Annotated in this window: 23 protein-coding genes and 2 tRNA genes; 7 read left to right on the forward strand and 18 right to left on the reverse strand. The window is 51.8% G+C overall.

The annotated features are described in order from the left end of the window. Positions 1 to 16: 16 nt before the first annotated feature. From IPM28_15070 to IPM28_15090, 5 genes are all read left to right on the forward strand, one after another. The gene (locus IPM28_15070; GenBank protein MBK9174304.1) at positions 17 to 865 is read left to right on the forward strand and encodes a hypothetical protein; all 849 of its coding nucleotides are present in this window, start codon (positions 17 to 19) and stop codon (positions 863 to 865) included. Positions 866 to 877: 12 nt separating this feature from the next. Then, complete coding sequence (locus IPM28_15075; protein MBK9174305.1) at positions 878 to 2,065, forward strand: DNA double-strand break repair nuclease NurA; 1,188 nt, start codon at positions 878 to 880, stop codon at positions 2,063 to 2,065. A 91-nt stretch (positions 2,066 to 2,156) separates the two neighbouring features. Next, complete coding sequence (locus IPM28_15080) at positions 2,157 to 2,747, forward strand: hypothetical protein (GenBank protein ID MBK9174306.1); 591 nt, start codon at positions 2,157 to 2,159, stop codon at positions 2,745 to 2,747. A gap of 9 nt (positions 2,748 to 2,756) precedes the next feature. Then, positions 2,757 to 3,551: a site-specific DNA-methyltransferase gene (locus tag IPM28_15085; GenBank protein ID MBK9174307.1), complete on the forward strand. Its 795-nt coding sequence runs from the start codon at positions 2,757 to 2,759 to the stop codon at positions 3,549 to 3,551. A 62-nt stretch (positions 3,552 to 3,613) separates the two neighbouring features. Then, the gene (locus IPM28_15090; protein ID MBK9174308.1) at positions 3,614 to 4,174 is read left to right on the forward strand and encodes a hypothetical protein; all 561 of its coding nucleotides are present in this window, start codon (positions 3,614 to 3,616) and stop codon (positions 4,172 to 4,174) included. Between the two features lie 48 nt (positions 4,175 to 4,222). Here the strand turns inward: IPM28_15090 and IPM28_15095 are convergent, their stop codons facing one another. The 13 genes from IPM28_15095 to IPM28_15155 all read right to left on the reverse strand — a co-directional run bounded on the left by IPM28_15095 (position 4,223) and on the right by IPM28_15155 (position 14,372). Further along, entirely contained in the window at positions 4,223 to 4,960 is a 738-nt protein-coding gene (locus IPM28_15095) for a 16S rRNA (uracil(1498)-N(3))-methyltransferase (protein MBK9174309.1), read from the reverse strand. After that, a complete protein-coding gene (locus IPM28_15100; GenBank protein MBK9174310.1) occupies positions 4,961 to 5,539 on the reverse strand; it encodes a hypothetical protein in 579 nt (192 codons plus the stop codon). It abuts the gene before it with no gap. After that, the gene (locus IPM28_15105) at positions 5,536 to 6,024 is read right to left on the reverse strand and encodes an adenylyltransferase/cytidyltransferase family protein (protein MBK9174311.1); all 489 of its coding nucleotides are present in this window, start codon (positions 6,022 to 6,024) and stop codon (positions 5,536 to 5,538) included. The genes IPM28_15100 and IPM28_15105 overlap by 4 nt, the downstream gene beginning before the upstream one ends. After that, positions 6,021 to 7,028, reverse strand: a complete 1,008-nt coding sequence (locus IPM28_15110; protein MBK9174312.1) for a hypothetical protein — start codon at positions 7,026 to 7,028, stop codon at positions 6,021 to 6,023. The genes IPM28_15105 and IPM28_15110 overlap by 4 nt, the downstream gene beginning before the upstream one ends. A gap of 93 nt (positions 7,029 to 7,121) precedes the next feature. Next, positions 7,122 to 8,084, reverse strand: coding sequence for a VCBS repeat-containing protein (locus tag IPM28_15115; protein ID MBK9174313.1), 963 nt, complete (start codon positions 8,082 to 8,084; stop codon positions 7,122 to 7,124). Between the two features lie 210 nt (positions 8,085 to 8,294). After that, positions 8,295 to 9,848 (reverse strand): S8 family serine peptidase, encoded by a 1,554-nt coding sequence (locus tag IPM28_15120; GenBank protein MBK9174314.1) that lies wholly within the window; start codon positions 9,846 to 9,848, stop codon positions 8,295 to 8,297. Positions 9,849 to 9,970: 122 nt separating this feature from the next. Continuing rightward, positions 9,971 to 10,046 (reverse strand) — tRNA-His (locus tag IPM28_15125). Positions 10,047 to 10,122: 76 nt separating this feature from the next. Next, positions 10,123 to 10,196, reverse strand: a tRNA-Arg gene (locus IPM28_15130). Positions 10,197 to 10,346: 150 nt separating this feature from the next. Beyond that, entirely contained in the window at positions 10,347 to 11,024 is a 678-nt protein-coding gene (locus IPM28_15135) for a (d)CMP kinase (protein MBK9174315.1), read from the reverse strand. 45 nt (positions 11,025 to 11,069) lie between these two features. Next, positions 11,070 to 11,960 carry a glycerophosphodiester phosphodiesterase gene (locus IPM28_15140; GenBank protein ID MBK9174316.1) on the reverse strand — a complete coding sequence of 297 codons (891 nt, stop codon included), beginning with the start codon at positions 11,958 to 11,960 and terminating at the stop codon, positions 11,070 to 11,072. 90 nt (positions 11,961 to 12,050) lie between these two features. Next, positions 12,051 to 12,401: an MmcQ/YjbR family DNA-binding protein gene (locus IPM28_15145; GenBank protein MBK9174317.1), complete on the reverse strand. Its 351-nt coding sequence runs from the start codon at positions 12,399 to 12,401 to the stop codon at positions 12,051 to 12,053. 34 nt (positions 12,402 to 12,435) lie between these two features. Next, positions 12,436 to 13,467 (reverse strand): low-specificity L-threonine aldolase, encoded by a 1,032-nt coding sequence (gene ltaE / locus IPM28_15150; GenBank protein MBK9174318.1) that lies wholly within the window; start codon positions 13,465 to 13,467, stop codon positions 12,436 to 12,438. 2 nt (positions 13,468 to 13,469) lie between these two features. After that, complete coding sequence (locus tag IPM28_15155) at positions 13,470 to 14,372, reverse strand: hypothetical protein (GenBank protein ID MBK9174319.1); 903 nt, start codon at positions 14,370 to 14,372, stop codon at positions 13,470 to 13,472. 161 nt (positions 14,373 to 14,533) lie between these two features. Here IPM28_15155 and IPM28_15160 point away from each other — a divergent pair, with 161 nt between their 5' ends. Further along, positions 14,534 to 14,995, forward strand: coding sequence for a VOC family protein (locus IPM28_15160; protein ID MBK9174320.1), 462 nt, complete (start codon positions 14,534 to 14,536; stop codon positions 14,993 to 14,995). An 8-nt stretch (positions 14,996 to 15,003) separates the two neighbouring features. On the opposite strand, the gene IPM28_15165 is transcribed toward IPM28_15160, so the two are convergent. Further along, positions 15,004 to 17,064 carry a hypothetical protein gene (locus IPM28_15165; protein MBK9174321.1) on the reverse strand — a complete coding sequence of 687 codons (2,061 nt, stop codon included), beginning with the start codon at positions 17,062 to 17,064 and terminating at the stop codon, positions 15,004 to 15,006. A 47-nt stretch (positions 17,065 to 17,111) separates the two neighbouring features. On the opposite strand from IPM28_15165, the gene IPM28_15170 reads away from it, so the two are divergent. Next, complete coding sequence (locus IPM28_15170; protein MBK9174322.1) at positions 17,112 to 17,768, forward strand: DUF2461 domain-containing protein; 657 nt, start codon at positions 17,112 to 17,114, stop codon at positions 17,766 to 17,768. Here IPM28_15170 and IPM28_15175 read toward each other — a convergent pair. The 4 genes from IPM28_15175 to rpiB are packed head-to-tail and all read right to left on the reverse strand — an operon-like array spanning position 17,765 to position 20,082. Beyond that, positions 17,765 to 18,337 carry a DUF4287 domain-containing protein gene (locus IPM28_15175; protein ID MBK9174323.1) on the reverse strand — a complete coding sequence of 191 codons (573 nt, stop codon included), beginning with the start codon at positions 18,335 to 18,337 and terminating at the stop codon, positions 17,765 to 17,767. The two genes, IPM28_15170 and IPM28_15175, sit on opposite strands and share 4 nt — an antisense overlap. A gap of 3 nt (positions 18,338 to 18,340) precedes the next feature. Further along, positions 18,341 to 18,748 (reverse strand): DUF1761 domain-containing protein, encoded by a 408-nt coding sequence (locus tag IPM28_15180; protein ID MBK9174324.1) that lies wholly within the window; start codon positions 18,746 to 18,748, stop codon positions 18,341 to 18,343. A gap of 51 nt (positions 18,749 to 18,799) precedes the next feature. Beyond that, entirely contained in the window at positions 18,800 to 19,618 is an 819-nt protein-coding gene (locus IPM28_15185; protein MBK9174325.1) for a helix-turn-helix transcriptional regulator, read from the reverse strand. Continuing rightward, complete coding sequence (gene rpiB, locus IPM28_15190; protein MBK9174326.1) at positions 19,615 to 20,082, reverse strand: ribose 5-phosphate isomerase B; 468 nt, start codon at positions 20,080 to 20,082, stop codon at positions 19,615 to 19,617. The genes IPM28_15185 and rpiB overlap by 4 nt, the downstream gene beginning before the upstream one ends. Positions 20,083 to 20,134 lie beyond the last annotated feature (52 nt).

Here is a 20,134-nt window from a genome sequence, read left to right on the forward strand (position 1 = left end):
GTATAATCGCGGTCAGATGCTAAAACAAGAGATACATGAACGCACATGGTTTTTTGATCTGGAATGGGTGCCGGACGCTGCCGGAAGTATAAAGCTCTACGGACTGCCCGAAGGGACGACCGAAAAAGAAGCGATCGAAAAGCTATGGAGTGAAACCAAGGATTTTGATCCGGCAAGTAATCCAAGGCCGTTTGTAAAGTATCTTTTCTCGCGAGTCGTCTCGATCGCATTTCTGTCTCGTAATTCGGTGTATCGAGATGGTGAACGCGCGATCGACTTCGCGATCCATTCTCTCCCAAGAATTCCGATTGACCCGTCAGAGGCTGACGAAGCCTACATTATAGATCGATTTCTTCATTGGGTGGGCGAACGCGAACCACAGCTTGTCGGTTTCAATTCGCTTGAATCCGATCTTCAAGTACTGGTGCAGCGTGGGATCGTTAACGAGATCACAGCCCCGGCGTTTTGCCGCAGGCCAGCCAAGCCGTGGGAAGGCCGTGATTATTTCGACTCGAAAAACAGTGAGTGGCACTTAGACCTCTTGCAGCGTTTTTCAAGGTTTGCAATGACGCCCAAACTCAACGAACTTGCGATCTTATGCGGGTTTCCGGGAAAGATCGACGTTGCTGGCGATCAGGTGGTCGATCTATGGCTGGCTGGCGATCTAAAACGGATCGTAGAATACAATCAAACCGACACATTGAACACATATTTGATCTGGCTGCGAACCGCATATTTCGCGGGAAAGTTGGCCGAGGACGAATATGTTGACGAGATCGAGCAATTTCGATCGTTTCTCGAGACCGAGTCGGAAAAAGCCGACCGCGAACACATCGCGAAGTTCCTTGAAATGTGGGCAATCTAGACTCCTCCGACAATGTTGTTTCGAACCCAATTGCAGATCGAGCTTAATTGCAAAGCTCACGATTTCAGGATCGTTGCTGAAGATCAGCGAGCCGAGATCGCACACTATCTGACTGCCCTGGATAAGCTCTGTCGGACGGATGGCGAAACTCTCGATCGAATGTTCACTTTGCATGAGAATCCGGGAGCGGTTCCTTCGGCAGAAATCACACGTGAAAGCGGCTTTGCAGTCGATTTTGACCGTTCGTGGACAAACCACGAGCAATCACGAGAATGGGCCAAGACGGTTCTCGAAGGAAGAACGACCTTTGCGGCTGATGGCAGCCAGATCTACGCGGGCAAAGAGACGTTCGCTCCGGTGGCGGCAGTTCAGATCGGCTGGTTCGAGAATCCGCACAATTCTAAAGTTCCGTATGAAAAGAACGCATCATTCGAGGTTCTGACCCCAACGGACCTCTTTTGCGAGAATGACGAGCCGATGAACCCCGACGTTCGCGTGGAGGAAAGACGCTTTCTTGGCGAGGTCGAAAAGATCGAGGAGTTCCTTAGGGCAAAAAAGGGATGGCTCGAACGCGGCGAGCGAATGCCGGCCGCTTTTTTTGACAATCCGTTGCTTGTGCCGTTTTCCCAGAAAGGACTGCAAAATAGTTTTGTTGAAGCAACCGTCAGACTCGTCGAGCTCTCGGCCGAGACGATGGTTCCCGTCATCGGGTACGTCGATCGGAGTTTTGCGCGTGACGTTCTCACAATGCTCGATGATTTTGCCGACAAGAGCCTTCATACTAGGTCAACGATCTGCGATGCCTCACTGGTAGCCAGCCTGATCGAAAAATGGGGTTCGCGTACATGCTTCTGTTTTTCAAAACGCCGCGGACTCTCACGATTCCTTGATCGCTCAACTGGGCAATCGAAGGTCGGATTTGTTTATCTACGGATGGCTTCAACAGGTACGCCGGTCAGACTTGATATCCCAGCGTGGGTTTACGAAAGCGGCCACATCGAGGAAGTTGTCGATGTGGTCAGGGCAGAGTGTGTAATAGGTGTGGGTTACCCGTACGCGCTCGAAACTGCCGATCAGACGGCCGTTATCTCGACCCGCGACCGCGAGATCTTTTTTGCTGCTTTACAGGATTTCGCGAACCGTGAAAAACTAGGTTTCGAGGTATCGCGGAAAGACGGTAGCAAGAGCCGACGACGATGAACTCAACGGCCGTAAGCCAAAACAGGCCTTGACGACCCGGTGATCGCCCGCACATGAAAGGGTTAAATCCGTTCTGATTGACGTACATTTTATGATCATCGCAAAAATAGCAGGATCTAATTCGCATATCGACTATTTCGCGCGTGTGATCGACAGTTTGGACGTTGAAATACCGCCTGATCCCGGAGACCACGGATTTGGGCAGTTTGTCTCGATGGAACTCGAAGGCGAGAGAGCCGTCGGGGTAATTTACAACTCGAGGCTTATCAATCCGGAATATTCAAACTTCGGGCCGCGATTGAACCCAAAGCCAGCTGCCGAAATATTCTCACCGGACTACCTAAACGAACAGGGCGTTCTGATCGGGATCGCGATGTTGGGCACTTTTTCTGCGGTTGGCGATCCTATTCATGGTATTCCGCGGTATTCGATCCCGGCAGGTCATGATGTACATCTGCTGGACAGCGATGCGGTTAATTCGTTTCACACTGACCAGAATGGCGGTGTACAGATACGATATTTTTCTCAGGTGCTTGCGCATTCTGGCAGTCTCGGTGTGCCGTTGCTCGAAACGATCATTGATCGGCTAAGATCAAGCTTTTCTGCATCAGAGCAGGCGAAGCTCGAAGTACTGCGCGATTCGCTGAAATGGCCTAGCACCTTCGCCAGCGTAAAGCTATGAAATGAAATGATCGAAACACGAAAGATCTATCAGGAAAACTGTATCGATACGCTTCGCCGGATGCCCGACGACGTAATAGATATGACGATCACGAGTCCGCCGTACGATGACCTACGCGATTACAACGGTTATCATTTTCCGGTCGACGAGATCGCGGGAAGGCTATTCGCGAAAACGAAGCCCGGAGGCGTGGTGGTTTGGGTGGTCGGTGACCGTACATTGAACGGCGACGAGACACTCTCGAGCTTCCGACATGCATTTGCATTCAAGGAAGCAGGGTTCCGTGTACACGATACGATGATCTACGCTAAGAACAATCCGATCCCAAGCGATTGCGGCAAAAGATATCGCCAGTGTTTCGAATATATGTTCTGTTTTTCAAAGGGTCAGCCTCAAACCTTCAATCCGATCATGCAGCCGATCAAACAAGAAAAAGCATTCAAGTCGTTCCGGATCACCAAGGTCGGACGCAACGACCTTGCTCACGATCACATCGCCCCAAAAGAACGAAAGGTCAACAACATATTTTTTTATAACGTAGGCACATCGAGCTCGAAAGACAAGATCGCATTCGAGCATCCGGCCATATTTCCGGAACAGTTGGCGGAGGATCAGATAAGCACCTGGACGAACAAAGGCGACCTGGTTTACGACTGTTTCATGGGAAGCGGTACGACCGCGAAGGCAGCGGTCATGCTCGATCGCGACTGGGTCGGATCTGAGATTTCGGAAGAATATGTGCGGATCGCGATGGAACGTTTGCGATCATATACAGGCAAACTGGAACAAACCGTCCCCGGATGACAACCAAATGCTGCGGAAGAGCGTCTATATCACCGAAAGCAATCAAGAAGCTGATGTTGGGGATGAAAAAAAAAGGAATGTATAAAGCACTGATGGTCATGGTGGCAGGCGTCGTTGTGGCAATTAATGGCTACTCGCAGGTTCGTCCGATCGAGAGCGACGCGGCATCGTCAAGAAAGCCGGCCGCACCGTCCTCATTCGCGGCAAAGTACGAGGGCGGCATGTTTGGGTTCAATGAGCGCGAGGTCGGGACACTGAAATTTGACGAAGAGAACAAGCGGCTCGTGTTTTTCGGCAAGGATCAAAAAGAAAAGTTCTCATTTGCATACGATGCGATGCAGGTGATCTATCCCCAATCGAAATCCGTGACATCAACGACAGGGAACGTTGTTCGCAATATTCCATTGCCAGGAGCGATACTTGGCGGGTTCATCAAAGAGAAACGTCAGTATTTGGTACTGCATTTCGACGATCCGGATTTTGAGATCAAAGGCGTCGTCAATTTCAAGCTCGATAACCGCGAACTCCTCGATTCGGTCATCCAAACACTTGGCGAAAAAGCAAAACTCAAGCAACGCGGCGATGCATATTACCGACCGCGTTCCTCACGGACCGAGATCTAAGATTCTGTTCTCAAAAGCGATCCGCTCGAGTTGAATTGCCCCGATGTATCATCGGAGGTCGCCAAAACGGTGCTGAAGTATCGCAGTGATCGCGATGGCCGCAGTTTCTGCCCGCAAGATCCGTCCGCCCAGCGTGATCGTTGTCGCTCCGGCCTCGCGTGCATACGAGAGCTCTGCGTCGTCCCATCCCCCCTTTGGACCGTAAATAGCTGTGATAGCTCTTAGGTTTTGATCGGCCTTCAGTTCCTGGCCGTCCCGCTCGCTAAAGAGGAAAAGGCTTGCGCTCGGGTCATCCCCGTCACCAGTTTCGAAGACCTCTTTGAACTCCCCAATATTCCCGACTTCCATCAGAAATGCGCGACCGCACTGTTTTGAGGCCTCGAACGCGATCTTTCGCCAGCGTTCGACGCGTCGCAAAGCATCCTTTGCTCGAACCTCGCATCTCACCGTCGTGATCGGGGTGAGACGGCGGACGCCCAATTCGACGGCTTTCTGAACGACCAGATCAAATTTCTCACCCGGCGTTATTGCTGCGGCGATACAAAGCTCAAGGGTAGATTCCGGTGCCGTCGGCGGAACCTCGGATTCAACGTGCAATTCGGCAAATCGTTTAGCGATCCTTTCAACGCGGCATGCGTATTCAACGCCGAGTCCATCGAAAGCATGAACTCGATCACCGGCGGACAGCCTCAATACGTCGCGGAGGTGTCGCGTCTCGCTTTCGTCCAGGAGGATAACTAATTGGCCGATATTCTCGGGCCTAGCGTAAAACCGTCGAATGGTCATTTAATTTGAGACGCCTGGGCCAAATCGTCGAAGATAGTCATCCGATCTCTGCCTTAGGCTTATCCAATGTTCAAAGACCTCCGGAGACTGAAGCCAGATCGTCAACCATTCGGCGATCTCCGCAGCCAAGGCCGGATCGATCTTGGTACTTTGCTGACTGAGACGTTTCTTGGCGGCGATGGCTTTCTCTCGAAGCAACCTAAGTCCTTCTTTGTCCCCGTCTTCGGTAAAGCGATGCCGAAGATTTTCCATTCTGCGAATCGAGCTTCGAGCAGACGCAAGGTCTTTGAGGTCAAGGATATTACGAAGCGGTGCCTCGTACGGAAGGAAGGCATTCCGTTCGATGAACATCTGCATTATCTCGGAATGTCTGAGTTCCGCGCCCTCATCGGCGAGCAAACGAGCGATCTTCATTGGCGAATCAACAGCAGCCGAGCCAAATCTCTCGGTCAATGCTGTTTCGATCGCCATCAGTTCGGCAGCTCCAACGCTCTCACAATCCAGCTTTTCCCAAACCTCGATGATCAGATCGGTCTTGGTAGTTGCATCGAACATACGACGAGTGACAGACCAATTCATCCGGTGACGATCTGTCGCAATATTTCCGACGACGAATGATCCTTTGGATCGCCGACGATCGCGACCTTCCCGCCAACGCTTGCGATCGTATGTCGCTCGGGAACTGAGTCCTCGGTGTAGTCGGTTCCTTTTGCGTGGAAATCAGGGCGGATGTCGAGTATCAATTGCTCGACGGTCGGCTCATTAAAGATCGTTACCGCGTCGGGATATCGAAACGCCGCAACGATCTCGGCTCGTTCGTTCTCAGGCATGAACGGACGGCCCTCACCCTTGAGTTGTCTCACATGATGATCGGAATTAATACCGACGACGAGAAATCCGCCAAGGGCCTTTGCCCCTTCGAGATAACGAACATGTCCGACATGTATAAGGTCAAAACAACCGTTCGCGAGTGTGATCTTGGAACCGGAGGACCGAGCCGCGGCGACCGCCGAGATCAAATGTTGCCGATCATAGATCGGTGCCGATGTCGAAGTTTCGTTCATGCTGTGGATTCTACTGGCCGGCCAAGTGCAAATTCATTCAGGGAAGCGACAACTTCTGATGAGGATGCCGTCGCAGTACCTTTTTTCATAACCACGATCGCACCGGCGTGATTGGCGATGCGGGCGGCATCGAGATGGTTCAGGTTCGAAGCAAGCCCAAGAGAATATGCAGCGATCACGGTGTCACCGGCACCGGTCACGTCAACGGGTTCACTCGATCCGACAGCATCGATCCGCACCACCGGTTTGTTCCGCTCGAAAAGCTGCATACCTCGATTTCCGCAAGTTACAAGCAGCGCTTCGTAGCCGATCTCTTCGCGAAGTCGGTCGCAATCTGCTTCCGAAAAATCACTGCCGAGGATCTGTTCGACCTCGTCTTGATTTGGGGTTGCTGTCGTCGCTCCTGGAAAACTCCGCAGCGAGAATCGAGAATCGACAACAAGCGGTATACGCCGGCGTAAAGCGATCTCGAGGGCCGTGTTGAATATCGGACCTGACGCAACTCCATAGCCGTAATCTGACAAAATAATAGCGTCGGCGGTTTCGCCGGCGACAAGCAGCGACCCATTCAGGCTGTCTTTGATCGACTGGTCAGCCGAAATCTGGTCCTCATAATCGATTCGGATAACCTGCTGACGGGCGGCATAATGCTGTCCCGCCAAAACACGGACCTTAGTCGTGGTCGTATGTCTATTTCCCACTACGATCTTGTCGCATCTTACTCCGCCGGTCTCAAGACTGTCGACCAAGAGTCGGCCCGCAGCATCATCGCCTATAAGGCCGATCAGGATCGGAGTGCCGCCCAGCGAGGCGACGTTTGCAGCGGTATTCGCTGCACCGCCGGGGCGTGTCTCGGTGGCGTCATGTCGGAGAATGAAAACCGGGGCCTCCCGAGAAACACGGCTTATCGTGCCGTTAAGGAACTGGTCGGCGACCATATCGCCAATAATGACAACATTTCGACCGGGAAAATGACTCTTGACCTTGTCAGCAAGCAAACTCATGTCGTTAATGAGAAATTACAATAGTTCTTCGCAATAAACAAAAAGGTTGGGAGCCTTGGCCCCCAACCTTCGATGCAAAGATGGATCTAAGCCCTAGTGAGAATCGTACGCTGCGACCGGGAAGTCGTTCGGCAATCCCCATTGAACGACTGCGAGCACGCCGTCGAGGCTGCGGAGAACGTAGAACTGGCCGTCGGTATTGCGCCAAATCGCAACGTCGGTCTTACCGTCACCGTCGTAATCGTTCTGGACATTCAAGTCCGAGCTCGTGATGCCGAAGGTCAAAGCAATAAGGCCGCCATCAGTGCTCCGGCGTATGAACCACGCGAGGTTGGACGAAGGTGTCGAACCCTCACGTACAACCGCGATGTCAGTCTTGCCGTCGCCGTCGTAATCGCCCGGGACCACAAGATCATTGCCCCAGCCCCACGGAATGATGTCGAAACCGCCTGTGCTGCGTTGAACGTAGAAAGTCGCCTGCGACGTCGAGGTCGCACCCGGACGCTGGATCGCAAAATCGAACTTATTGTCGCCGTCGTAATCGCCCGGTGCCGTAAAGTCGGTCGAAAGCCCAAACTGTTGGGCCACGAATCCACCGTCAGAGCTTCGGAGAACATACCAGATCATTGCTCCATTGGAACGACGAGCGACTGCAGGGTCGGTTTTGCCGTCACCATCGTAATCTCGAGCGACCGGTTCGTCCCCGGTAAGACCGAATAAAATGCCGTTGAAGGTGCTGTCAGAACTATTTAGCCAATACCAAGCTCCGGTCGTGTCACGCCAAACAGCGACATCGCCCTTGCCGTCACCGTCAAAATCGCCTGGCGTCATAAAGTCCTCATTCGCCAAACCAAAGGTCTGGATAGAGACACCGCCTGCTGACTTGAACGTGTACCAAGTGTTGTTTGTCGGCCGGAACACCGAAAAATCAGCCTTTCCGTCATTGTCGGTGTCGATCGCCTTACGCAATGACAGTTGTGCGAACGAGGGAATGCTGAGTAGAAGGGCTATTGCGGCGGCGACGCCAAACTTGCCGACGGTTACAAATTTTCTCATCTTGTGTTTCCTATTAAATATCTCGATTTTGATCCGCTGAAGCTTCAACGGAGGGCGGAACCTTAAATATACTACTTTCGCATTTAACAGTGCAAGAAATTACTGCAAAAAGCTACCTGGCGGCGAGAAATTGCCAAAAAGCTCGGTTTGCAAACAGTATGCGTTGTTAGACGCACCTATTAAAGGAATAGTTGGAAATCACCGAAAATTTCAAAAAATTCCGGTTCTGGACTGAGTAACCGTGATCGGCGACCCATTGACCCTGACCGTCCCTGATCGCGTTATACCAGGATTAACCGTCACCCAGAGGCTGATCACCGCGTTGCCGCTCATTACCGCCGGCGTTAACACGCTTATCCACTTCGAATCGCTTTTGACCGAGAAATCGCAATTCTGCGGTGCAGAGACGGTGATATGTACGGCGCCGCCTTTTGTCGGAAGCGTTACCGAACTTGATGAAAGCTGATAGCTGCAAACCGTTGGGTTCTGCAAAGCGTTTGCTATATTCAAACGTCCGCCGGACTTCACCATCGATTGCCACGCGGGCAGCTGATCGACCGTATTCATGAGCGTCGCTTTTATCGAAGCGCTTGAAAGCGACGGATTGTGCGCCGCCAGTAATGCGGCCGCTCCCGAAACATGAGGTGCCGCCATCGATGTTCCACTCATGTTGCCGTAGCCGGAGTTTGACCCGAATGTCGTACTGTAAACACCGGAACCGGGGGCGGCAAGATCGACACTCACCGTCCCGTAATTCGAGAAACCCGAACGAGTGTCGTCGGAAGTCGACGAGGCGACATTCAAGATACTGGGCGAATTGTAGCTGCCGGGAAAGAAAGGCGTCGTTTCGGTGTTCTGGCCGGAATTTCCTGCGGCAAAGACATTAAGCACGCCGGCGTCGCCTAAGGCATCAATGGCGTCTTTGGTCGCCTGGTCGTACCCGCAGGCCTCTTGGCATCCGCCGTAAGAATTGTTCGAGACACGGATATTGACACCGCGAAGCTTCATCATTCGCACGTAATTGTAAGCGTTGATCAGCATAGCGGACGTCGTATCATTTCCGGCTGCATTGTATATCTTGATGACCATCAAACGGACGTTCCAATTCACGCCGACGATACCGACGCCATTGTTGCCCGCCGCTCCGATCGTCCCACCGGTATGCGTTCCATGTCCGTGCTGATCGGACGGATCGTTGTCGTTAAACCGAAAGTCCCAACCGTTCATATCGTCAACAAATCCGTTGTTATCGTCGTCGACACCATTACCGGCGACCTCGTCGGGATTCGTCCATAAGTTCGAAACGAGGTCCTCGTGCGTCAGCCGCATTCCTGTATCGATGTTGGCAACGACCACAGATGAACTGCCTGTTGCAATATCCCATGCAGACGGCGCAGATATCCGCGAGAGCCCGTAAAGTCCCGGATTTGAATACTGTGGGTCGTTCGGTGTAGCAAGAAGCCGATAATAAAAGTTTGGTTGAGCCTGGACAGACGGGTCTGAACGCTGATATCGGGCGATCGCTTCCATCAGATCGAGACCGTCGCGAATTGTTACACGCTGCCAACCGCTTTCGCCGAGCTGTTCGACCACACGCGACCCGAGACGGGCATGCAACGCCTCGGCCGCAGCAAGCGAGCTTCCAGACTCAAATTTGACCAAGAGCTCGTTCTTAACGAACCGTTCCTGATCCTTTTGCCCAAACGCGTTCGGCAACAAAGTCAAAAATACGCCGATAAGAAAAAGGCCGGTTGGGATTTTCATAAACGTTTGCAACGTAAGAGCGCCCAAGGTATAAGAAACGAACAAGGGCCTCCCTTAGATTATAGGGAAGCCCTTTGACGTAAGCCAAGACCTTTTTGTGATCTGCCGGCAAGAAAATGAAATGGGGCGGCTAGTGGGAATCGAACCCACGACATCCAGAACCACAATCTGGCGTTCTAACCCCTGAACTATAGCCGCCATAACCGACGTGAAAGATGACACGAGAGGCTGCAAATGACGTCGGGACCCACACAATTTGAATGGCGATCGATCTTGCCCCCGGCACGACTCGAACGTGCGACCCACAGCTTAGAAGGCTGTTGCTCTATCCGACTGAGCTACGGGAGCATAACAAACAGCAAAACGAAATGTTACCGATTGACGAAAGCTTAGTCAAACAATTCGAGAACGGTATAGGTTATCGCAAATAGAATACCAACAGCGATCATCCCGAAATGAATCGCCGCCAAGAGGTTGGCCTCGCGTCTGAAAGTGTACCTAAGCCTTCGCACTCATGGTTTCACGGATCTTGCCCATCATTTGTTCAAAAACTTCGGTCAGATCCAATTCGCTTGTGTCGATCACAATGGCATCAGCAGCGATGGTCAGCGGCGAATCGTCGCGAGAAACGTCACGTTCGTCGCGTTGGTTGATCTCGTTAAGGGTTTGGTCGAATGTTGAAGATCCGCCTTTTGCCCGATCCTCTTCGAATCGCCGCATTGCGCGGGCGTCGGGCTTTGCGGTAAGAAAGAACTTAAGGTCGGCGTTAGGAAACACGACACTGCCAATATCGCGGCCCTCAAGCACACAGCCGTTTTGAGCAGACCGCCCGATCTCGCGCTGATGTTCGACCATTACCCGTCGCACTTCGGATACCGTCGAAACGACCGAGGCGGCTTGAGCGGCTTGAAGGGTTCGGATCTCGGATGTCACGTCTTGTCCGTCAAGGAAAACGCGCATTGCGTCGGGACTGCCGACAAGTTCGATCTTCGACGCTTCAGCGATATCCGCTAATCGAGCAACGTCGTTAAGATCGACATTCTGCCGGGTCGCGGCGAATGCAACAGCCCGATACATTGCACCGGTGTCGAGGTAAAGCAGGCCAAGTTCATTTGCGAGCATTTTACCCAACGTTGATTTTCCGGCGCCCGACGGCCCATCGATAGCAATTATCATCGAGATAATTCTACCGAAAAAAAGCCGAATGTCATTGTATGTGAGCTATTTCCGAAATACCTTGACGGCTCGGTCAGGGTAATCCGTAATGATGCCGTCCAGATCAAACGTCCTCATTCTTTCGAGATCCGCCACGTCATTTACCGTCCAGGGCACGATCTTCATTCCATTCTCTCGGCAATACTTTACGAGAGCCGCGTCCACGAGCGAGAAGTGTGGACTGTATGTGTCTGGAATAAATCCGAGCTTCGCAAGATTTGCGCCGACACCTTCAGGGTTGTTGACCAGCAGAGCGAGCGGAATATTGCCGTTCGTGCGTTTTATTTCCTGGAGCGGCCGAACGTCAAACGACTGGATAATGACCCGGTCTTGCAGTTTGAATTTTGAAACATCTTCTAGCAATAGTTTTGCAAATACCGATGGCACCGGATGGAACGAATCGTCGCCTTGGGAGTGAGACTTTATTTCAATGTTGTACCTCACCACCGGAAGCTTCTTTGAACTCGTGTATTTCTCGACAGACTTAAAAACATCCGTTAGAAGCGGCTTTGCGATCTTCACTGGTCTCTGCTCAGGAAAACCGGCATTGCCAATTCGGCCCACATCATATCTCGTTGTTTCGGAATAGGTCATCTTGAAGATGTTATGCTCTCGCTCTTTTTCCTTAGGGATCCTCTGGCCATTCGGGTCAAGCGAGATCACAGATGAGAACCAAGGCTCGTGTGAGACCAACAGCTTATTGTCTCTGGTAACGACGACATCCAACTCAAGCGTGTCCGCTCCTTGATCGATGGCCAGAATAAAGGACGGGATCGTATTTTCCGGCGAATAACCGCGTGCACCGCGATGGCCCTCAATGGTAAACGATGAGCGGTTCTGCGGGAAAGTCCATGCGGCAAAAATGGAAAGGCAGACCATCAGACAGATGAATCGCATATCGATAGTTCTTTTCAATTCTTGAAGTGAAGAACCTTTTATGATCGGCCCATTTGAATTTGATGTTAAGTCGCCGGACAAAAGGCCCGGTCATTTCCCAAGTGAGTTTCGGGTTTCCTGAGGAAGATTTTCCAGGACCAGCATGTATGATTTTGTGATCAAGTCCTCAATATCGTCGCTGTCGAGGACGTTGGGGTCCTGAACCGCGACCCAGTGATATCGGGCAACATAAGGAGCCGGAATGATCCCCTCGATCTCGACAAGTTCGGCAAATTTCTCAGGCGTGCACTTGAATGAAAACTGCCATCCATCGCCGGCGTCCAACCCGCAGACACAAAAGAGCTTCTGACCAATACAGAAACAAAGGTCCTTGCCCCACTTTACGTCCTCGGTGGCATGAGGAAAGGAGAGACAGATTTCGCGGAGTGTCTCGATATCCATAGTTGGTCAATCAAAAAAACTAACAGAACCGATTTTACCCGAAAATGGCGGAAAGCGCTCGAATAGTTTTTTCTATGTCCGAAGCGGAAATGTCCACATGAGTGACCATTCGGATATCAGACCCGAATCCGATGGCCAAAACTCCGTGCGATCTCAATTCCGAGCACACTTCGGCCGATGTCATTCCAGATTCTCTGATGCTGAAGATGACGATATTTGTGACAACTCGCCCCTCGTCGATCTCGACTCCGGGAAATCCGTCTAATGCTGAGGCAAGGCGCTTCGCGTTCGCGTGATCCTCATAAAGCCGCTCGGGAGATTCCTCGAGAGCTATCAACCCAGCCGCAGCCAGAATTCCAGCTTGGCGCATCCCACCACCGAATCTTTTGCGCCAAACACGAGCTTCGGTAATAAACTCCTTCGAACCGACGAGGATCGACCCAACTGGGGCCCCAAGGCCCTTGGACAAACAAAACTGAACCGAATCACAATGCCGTGTCAAATCTGCGACGCGAGTCTCGGCGGCTACAGCCGCATTGAAAATACGCGCGCCATCCATATGAACCGGCAGCCCGACCTCATGGGCACGTTCGCAGATATCGGCGCAATGCTCACCCGTCATCACACTTCCACCGGCGAAATTGTGGGTGTTTTCGAGACAGATAAGCCCGGTTGGGCAGGCATAATACGGCTGATCGATGTGCAGGACGGCGGCTATTTCGTCCCATGTGAGATGCCCTGTACCGTCAGAGCTTTTTACCGGGCGGATCGTCACACCGGATGCGAGCGCGGGAGTGCCCATCTCATAATTGAAGATGTGGCCGCGTTCCTCGATTATGACCTCCTGCCCTGGCTGCGTGTGAAGTTTTACGGCGATCTGGTTACCCATCGAACCTGTTGGCACGAACAGGGCGGATTCCTTCTCGAACATCTCGGCCGCGCGGTCCTGCAGTCTGTTAACCGTCGGATCCTCACCATAAACGTCGTCACCGACCTCGGCAGATGCCATTGCTGCACGCATCGCCGCTGTTGGCCGAGTGACCGTATCGCTTCGCAGGTCTATCATGTTTAGAGTGGAGCGAGCATGAAGTGTTCAGTGTCCCATCCGGCGCGTTTAGCACCGGCTTGATACGCAGACTCGAGGAACCCGAGAATGGCCGTGTTCGGATCAGCGACCGACCGAACGTCTTCGTACATCAACAACGCAAGATGGGCGCCGTTCGATTCATTCCATCGGGCCTCGGACGGGGACAACGGTTCATCGGCCAAACCCTCCGGCTCGGGCGCGGTGTACGAATAAAACGCAGGTGCCGGAACTTTATCATCGCCAAACCAGAAGCCGAAGCTAATGACCTCATGCGAATAAGCTTCGCGTTCGACCCGATTCGCACCCTGGCGCACCGCAACTCGTTTGCCGGAAAATCGCGTTAGAGCCAGGTCGAAGCTATGCCAAAACATGTGTACCGGAGTTGACTTACCGAGAAACCTTCCTCGGAACTCATTTAGGACCTGGTCGACCGCGACCATTGTTTTGTGAAACCGCCCAACATACTCCTTGTCATAGGATCTATTTTCAGTATCGTCCGGAAACGGGGTCGTCGACGGCGCTTCATATGGTAAGGGCTTTATCGACACGTCGATGCCGAGCTTCTTCAGATTCGCGAAAATACTGCTGTAGAAATCAGCGACCGTAAGCCCATCGAAAAGTGAAAAGTCCTCACGACCGCCGCCTGATGTACTTATCAAAATTCTGTGATCAATAAGATCGAACTCGATCTCAAAATTACCATCATTGTATGGAATCGTTCTTGTCGAGATCCCTCGGGGTGTGACATACAACGGAACGTGCCACCAATGATTCATTCTGGGATGCATTGCAAGCCGTATCTTGCCGACTATCTGAAAATACAAATGGATCGTGTTTTTGGTCGGACGCCATGCTTCAAGAGGTATTTCCGGGAAAGAACTCATATTATTAAATAGCAGCGTTCAAAATGCCGATGCCGCAATAATTACTCGATCCTTGAATACTACGCTTCCGACAGGGCCATTTCAAACTGCCTCGAAACCGATTGACAATCGAATTGATGGGGAATAGATTTGTGCAATTCCGATCTTGAGGAGGGAAAAACATGACAAGCACCATTAGTCCGATCCCACAGGGTTATGAAGGCGTCACTCCATATCTAATTTGCAGGAACGCCGAGGCAGCGATCGAATTCTACAAACGGGCGTTCGGAGCGGTTGAATTGTTTCGTATCGGTCAACCAGGAATGGTCGGCCACGCGGAGTTGAAGATCGGTAATGCGGTCGTCATGATGGCGGATGAGTTTCCTGACATGAATGCACTAAGTCCGCAAACAATCGGGGGGACGCCGGTACAACTTATGATCTACCTAGAGGACGTCGACAGATTTGCGGAAAGGGCTGTTGCTGAGGGGTTGGAGGTGCTTCGTCCGATCGAGAACCAGTTCTACGGCGATCGGTCGGGACAATTTCGCGACCCGTTCGGACACATATGGGCTTTCGCGACACGTGTCGAAGACGTATCGCCGGAGGAAATGAACGCCAGGGCGGCTGCAATCTACGGCTAATGCGAGCGTTATTTTTGTCCATCCCGTGATCCGAATACGCGAACGTCGTTCCCGATCGGCAGGACGAATATACGCTTCCCGTCCGGGCTAAAGTGAACGCCGTAGATCGATTCGTCAAACGGCATCGTCAGAACGGCTTCTCCGGTTACTGTATCCCATAATTTCACGGTCTGATCGGATGAAGCTGATGCGAGCCGGCGGCCATCCGGGCTGAATGAGACACCGTACACACCTTCATCATGGCCTACCTTAAAGATCGCCTTCTGTGTATTTACGTCATATAGTCCGACAGTTCGACCGCTGGCTGCGGCTAATAGCTTACCATCCAAGCTGAAAGCGATAGAAAGGACGCGGCTTGTGCCGGAATGGATCGTTCCAACATTTCTACCCGAATTCATTTCCCAAAGCTCTATCTTGCCATCGGTGCCTCCGGTTGCGATCGTTCTTCCGTCGGCTGACAGAGCAATGAAGGTCACTCCATTCTTGTGGTCAATGTTGCGAACAAGTTTACCGGTATCAGTATCCCAGATCTTTGCACTCTCCATCGATGACGTCGCGAGGACATTTTTGCCATCGCGGCTAAAGCCGACCGAGATCAACTGATTGCCTTTTGCTTCTTCAAATGTGCGTAATTCCTTTCTGGAAGCGATATCCCAAAGTTTGATCCTGTTGTCATTTCCAACGCTAGCAAGTCTTTTTCCGTCAGGACTGAACGCCACGGCATTTGCTGATTGGCCGTGAGCTTGCCAGACGGCGATCTCGTTACCGGATGCGATATCCCAAAGCCTAAGTTTTCCTTGCCATGCGGCCGTAGCAGCTGTTTTTCCGTCCGGACTGACCGCAAAGCCGTATACCGAACCGTCGTGCTTCCACAGCCGAGCGTTTACATCGGTTGGAGAGAACGTCCAAGCCTTTATCGTCGTGTCACCGGATGCGCTAAACAGGTTTCGTCCATCAGGGCTTACAGCGACTGCGTTGATACCCTTTATGTGGCCGCGAAATGACATAAGCTCTGTGCCGGAAGCGACGTCCCAAACCTTCAAAGTCTGATCTGTTGAGGCTGAAACAAGATCGCGTCCGTCGGGCGTGAATGCCACACCGTTGACCCACTTAGCGTGACCGCGTCCAGGCCCGCCAAGCTTTTTGATCATTTTGCCGTTTGCTGAGTCCCAGATGCGGATTGCATTGTCCTTTCCCCCAACGGCGAGCGTCCTGCTATCGGGGCTGAAAGCTATACTTTGTCCGGCCTTGTAAACTTCGTCTCCCTCTGTCTCCATTACGCGTGGGCCCGACCAGTTCGATGTATCCCAAACGGCCGCGATCTTATCTACTTCCCATGAAGCGACCGCTAACTGCTTACCATCCGGACTAAAGGCAATACCAACAAGCGGCTTGATGCCGTATTCGAGTTGCTTGGTCGGTTCGCCTGTCGCGGCGTTCCAGATCTCAACGATGCCCCAGACACCGCGTTGCTGCGACACATTCCATGAACACGAAGCGATCAGCTCGTCATTCGGACTGAACACAGCGGCCGTGATCCCTTTGCCCTGGCCCTGGAGTCGGCTCACTTCGCTCTTTTTTGCAAGGTCCCAGACAATGACCGTATGACGCGAAAATGCTGCGAGAAACCTTCGACCGTCAGAGCTAAAGGAGACCGACTGGGGAATCAGTTTAGGGTCGCTGAACTTGAATATCTCGTCACCGCTTTCTACGTTCGTTACTTTCACCGTTCGATCTGCGGATGCGGAAGCCAGGAACTTTCCGTCTTGACTGACCGCTATAGCAGTTACCGGCGCATCGTGAATGGTCCTCGACATTGTGTGCTGATTTGCCAGCGAACTTAAATACGACCATTCCCAACCGCGATATCTGACTGGTGCGCCATCGATCCAGCGTTTGGCCTCCCCAGTTTCGTTGACGCGAAGCGCGTTCGATGCTGCCGCGATATGCGCCAGATAAGACCGATATTCGATCTCCGAACCCGGCTGTGCCTGCGCATCGATGGTGTTCGCTGCCAGAGCAACGACCAGTACGAAAAAAACTGCGAAAAAGTCTCTAGAAATTGTCAAATTTGTCATGATCGCCTTAAATCCTGCTGTGCTAATATACGCAGATTATGTTGTCGAAAGAAACGATCAAATTTCTCAAAATGCTCGAGAAGAATAACGAGCGCCAATGGTTCAATGAACACAAAGATATGTTTGTCCGGGCAAACGACAACATTATCGCTATTACCGGCGATCTGATCGACCGGATATCGAAGTTCGACTCAAGTGTTGCCGGTATCGATCCGAAATCTTGCGTTTTTCGGATCTATCGTGATGTCAGGTTCTCAACCGACAAGAGCCCATATAAAACTAACCTCGGAGCATTCATCACACCCGGCGGCAAAAAGAACATGCTGCCCGGATATTACTTCCATATTCAGCCCGGGATGTTCTTTGCTGCAGCCGGCAAACACATGCCAGACGGAGCTGAACTGCAAAGGATCCGCTCTTACATTGCGGCGAATGGTGACGAGTTTAACCGGATCGTCAGCGGTAAGGCGTTTAGCAAACGTTTCGGTGAACTCGACGGGGAACGACTCTCGCGGCCACCTAAGGGCTTTGACGCAAATCACCCCGCGATCGAATTTCTCAAACTAAAGTCCTTCACAGTAAGTGAGAATTTTACTGAGAAAGATGCCGTCGCTCCCGATTATCCTAAAAAGCTCGCTTCAAGCTTCGAAACAGCGGCTCCATTGGTTGAATTTCTTCGCAAGGCCGTCGCTTAGTGGCATCTATCGTGCGATGTTTTCAACAATTCAACGATTTCCGAATCCAGCTGTTTTGCATCGGTTAGCACGAACATGTGCGAAATCCGTGGCATCGGCCCCGAGAGCTTTGCTTTCTCGATCTTTTGATCGAACGGGCGGTCACCAAGATCCAGCCCGACCCTGAGTTCTTTTGGCTTTATGTTTACCGCTGCGAACTCTCGATTTACCAGGATCGAAACGTATGTTTTTTTCGGCAGGATACTCGCGTCAGGAAAATTCCGCTTGATAAACACAACAAAGTCATCGTACAACTCCCGCATATCCGCCGCTTTCACAAACTGATTCTCGAGAAGGTCGTCGGTGCTGGCATACACGGGCTTTCCGCCGTTTGCGTGAACCCCGGCGAGAAGCGAGGCGTTCATATGGCCAAAGCCATGCTCTGTCTTTAGCCACGCGATGACCTCGTTTCGCTTTTTGCTGGCGAATGAATCTAACGTCTTTAACCAGGAATCAAGATCCCGCCCGGTCGTTTTGGCCAGGCCGTCGATGAATTCTTTCTCAAATTCGCCCGAAGTTTTTTGAGCCATATTTTATCTCCAAATACCTAAAATAAGACCGATGAACGCAAAGTAGACGATGATATAACCGACGTTTATCGCGATGTACTTGACCGAACGCATTTCAAACAACGCGATCACGATAAACATCGCCGCCACCCACCCGACTCCTGTAAGCAGGCCTGCGGCCAAACCCCACTGCCAGGTCGTATCAGGCGTACCCAGAAAAAACGCAAGGTTGTACGACATTATCCAGGCGAGCACGAACGAGAGGCCGAAGTTCTTGACCGGATTTGCCTTAGCAAGCTGTTCGTCAGAAAGTCCGTTCTCCTGTTGCCACGATTTTGCAAATAGAAGCGGCGACCACCAAACGGCGCCGATGATGAGGCTCATCACTGCACAAACGAATACGGCGATGTGATTGATCTGAATATTCTCCATAGGAAAATGAGAATAATGCCATACCCAAAGATCGTATTGGAAAAAATTTACCTAACCGACGGGAATGTAATTCTGGTAGTTTGAATGGATCGCAGAATACTGTTCTGGCGTAAAGCCCGAAAAATGTTTGAAGTCGTTTATGAAATGCGCCTGGTCATAAAACCCGCATTCCTGGGCGATCTGGCTCCAGTCCATCGAAACGGCCGCGTCGATCGTCCGGATCGCTTTTTGAAAGCGCATGATCTTGAGATATGCCTTTGGGGTTACTCCGATCGATCGGCGAAAAAGCTCGATAAAGTGTTTGTGTGAATAACCGATCTGATCGTTCATCTTCCGAATGTTTGTCGCATCCGGGCGGTTGACGATCTCGCGTACGGCGAATGCGACGCACGGATCTATCTCCAACCGCGAGCCATAGCTCAGAAGCAGGAATTCTTCGACCATTCGAAATCTCCGATCGATGTCGTCCGTTTCAAGCAAGCCCTCGCGAAGATGGACAAAATCGTTCCCCCAGACAAGATCGGCGTCAACGACGCTATCGGTGATCTCCTGCATTGGGAATGGAAAAAATGGAGCAGCCATACCTTTTTTGAACGCGATGACCATCATGGCGGCACCATTGCCCGACGGTATGGTTATTGGTTCGGTACGCAACCCTGAAGTCCAAACATGATTGCAGGCCTGTATCTCTTTCAACGTATCGTTGTCGTATATGAACTGCGGCGTGTCGTGAAAATCGATCAGGATCTCGGTATCACCGTTCGGAAGAAATCGGTCGACGGCATGTTCATGTTCCACGCGCTCGAAATAGACGAATGCGTCGACGAACTGATTTAACGGAAAGGCCGGAATGTAAATCCTATAGATCATGCTTTGGCATTTTGACCCGAAGAATGCTCGATATCCTTGATCTTCTCGACACGTCGTTTGTGACGGCCGCCCTCAAATTCGGCCTCGAACCATGCTGTTACGATCTCGGCCGCTTCTTCTTCCGTAGTGAATCTTGCAGGCAGGGCAAGCACGTTTGCGTTGTTGTGTTCGCGAGCAAGTCGTGCGATCTCCGGATTCCACGCGACAGCGGCTCGAACACCTTTGACCTTATTTGCAGAAATCGCCATTCCTGTGCCCGATCCGCAAAACAACAGCCCCTGTTCATATCTGCCGTCACCAACGGCCTCAGCGACGCGGCGCGCGTAATCGGGATAATCGACAGATTCAGGTGAATCAGTACCCATGTCGTCGAAAGCGATACCGAGCTTGTCGAGCGTGTGTTTGATTCGTTCCTTCTCTTCGAATCCGGCATGGTCTGCGGCGAGCGCGATCTTTCTTGTCATGATGAAATCGTTATAGCACTAACTAACGCCCGCTCGCAAAGCAACCATTCAC

Source organism: Chloracidobacterium sp. (assembly GCA_016716305.1).
Lineage (GTDB): Bacteria > Acidobacteriota > Blastocatellia > Pyrinomonadales > Pyrinomonadaceae > OLB17.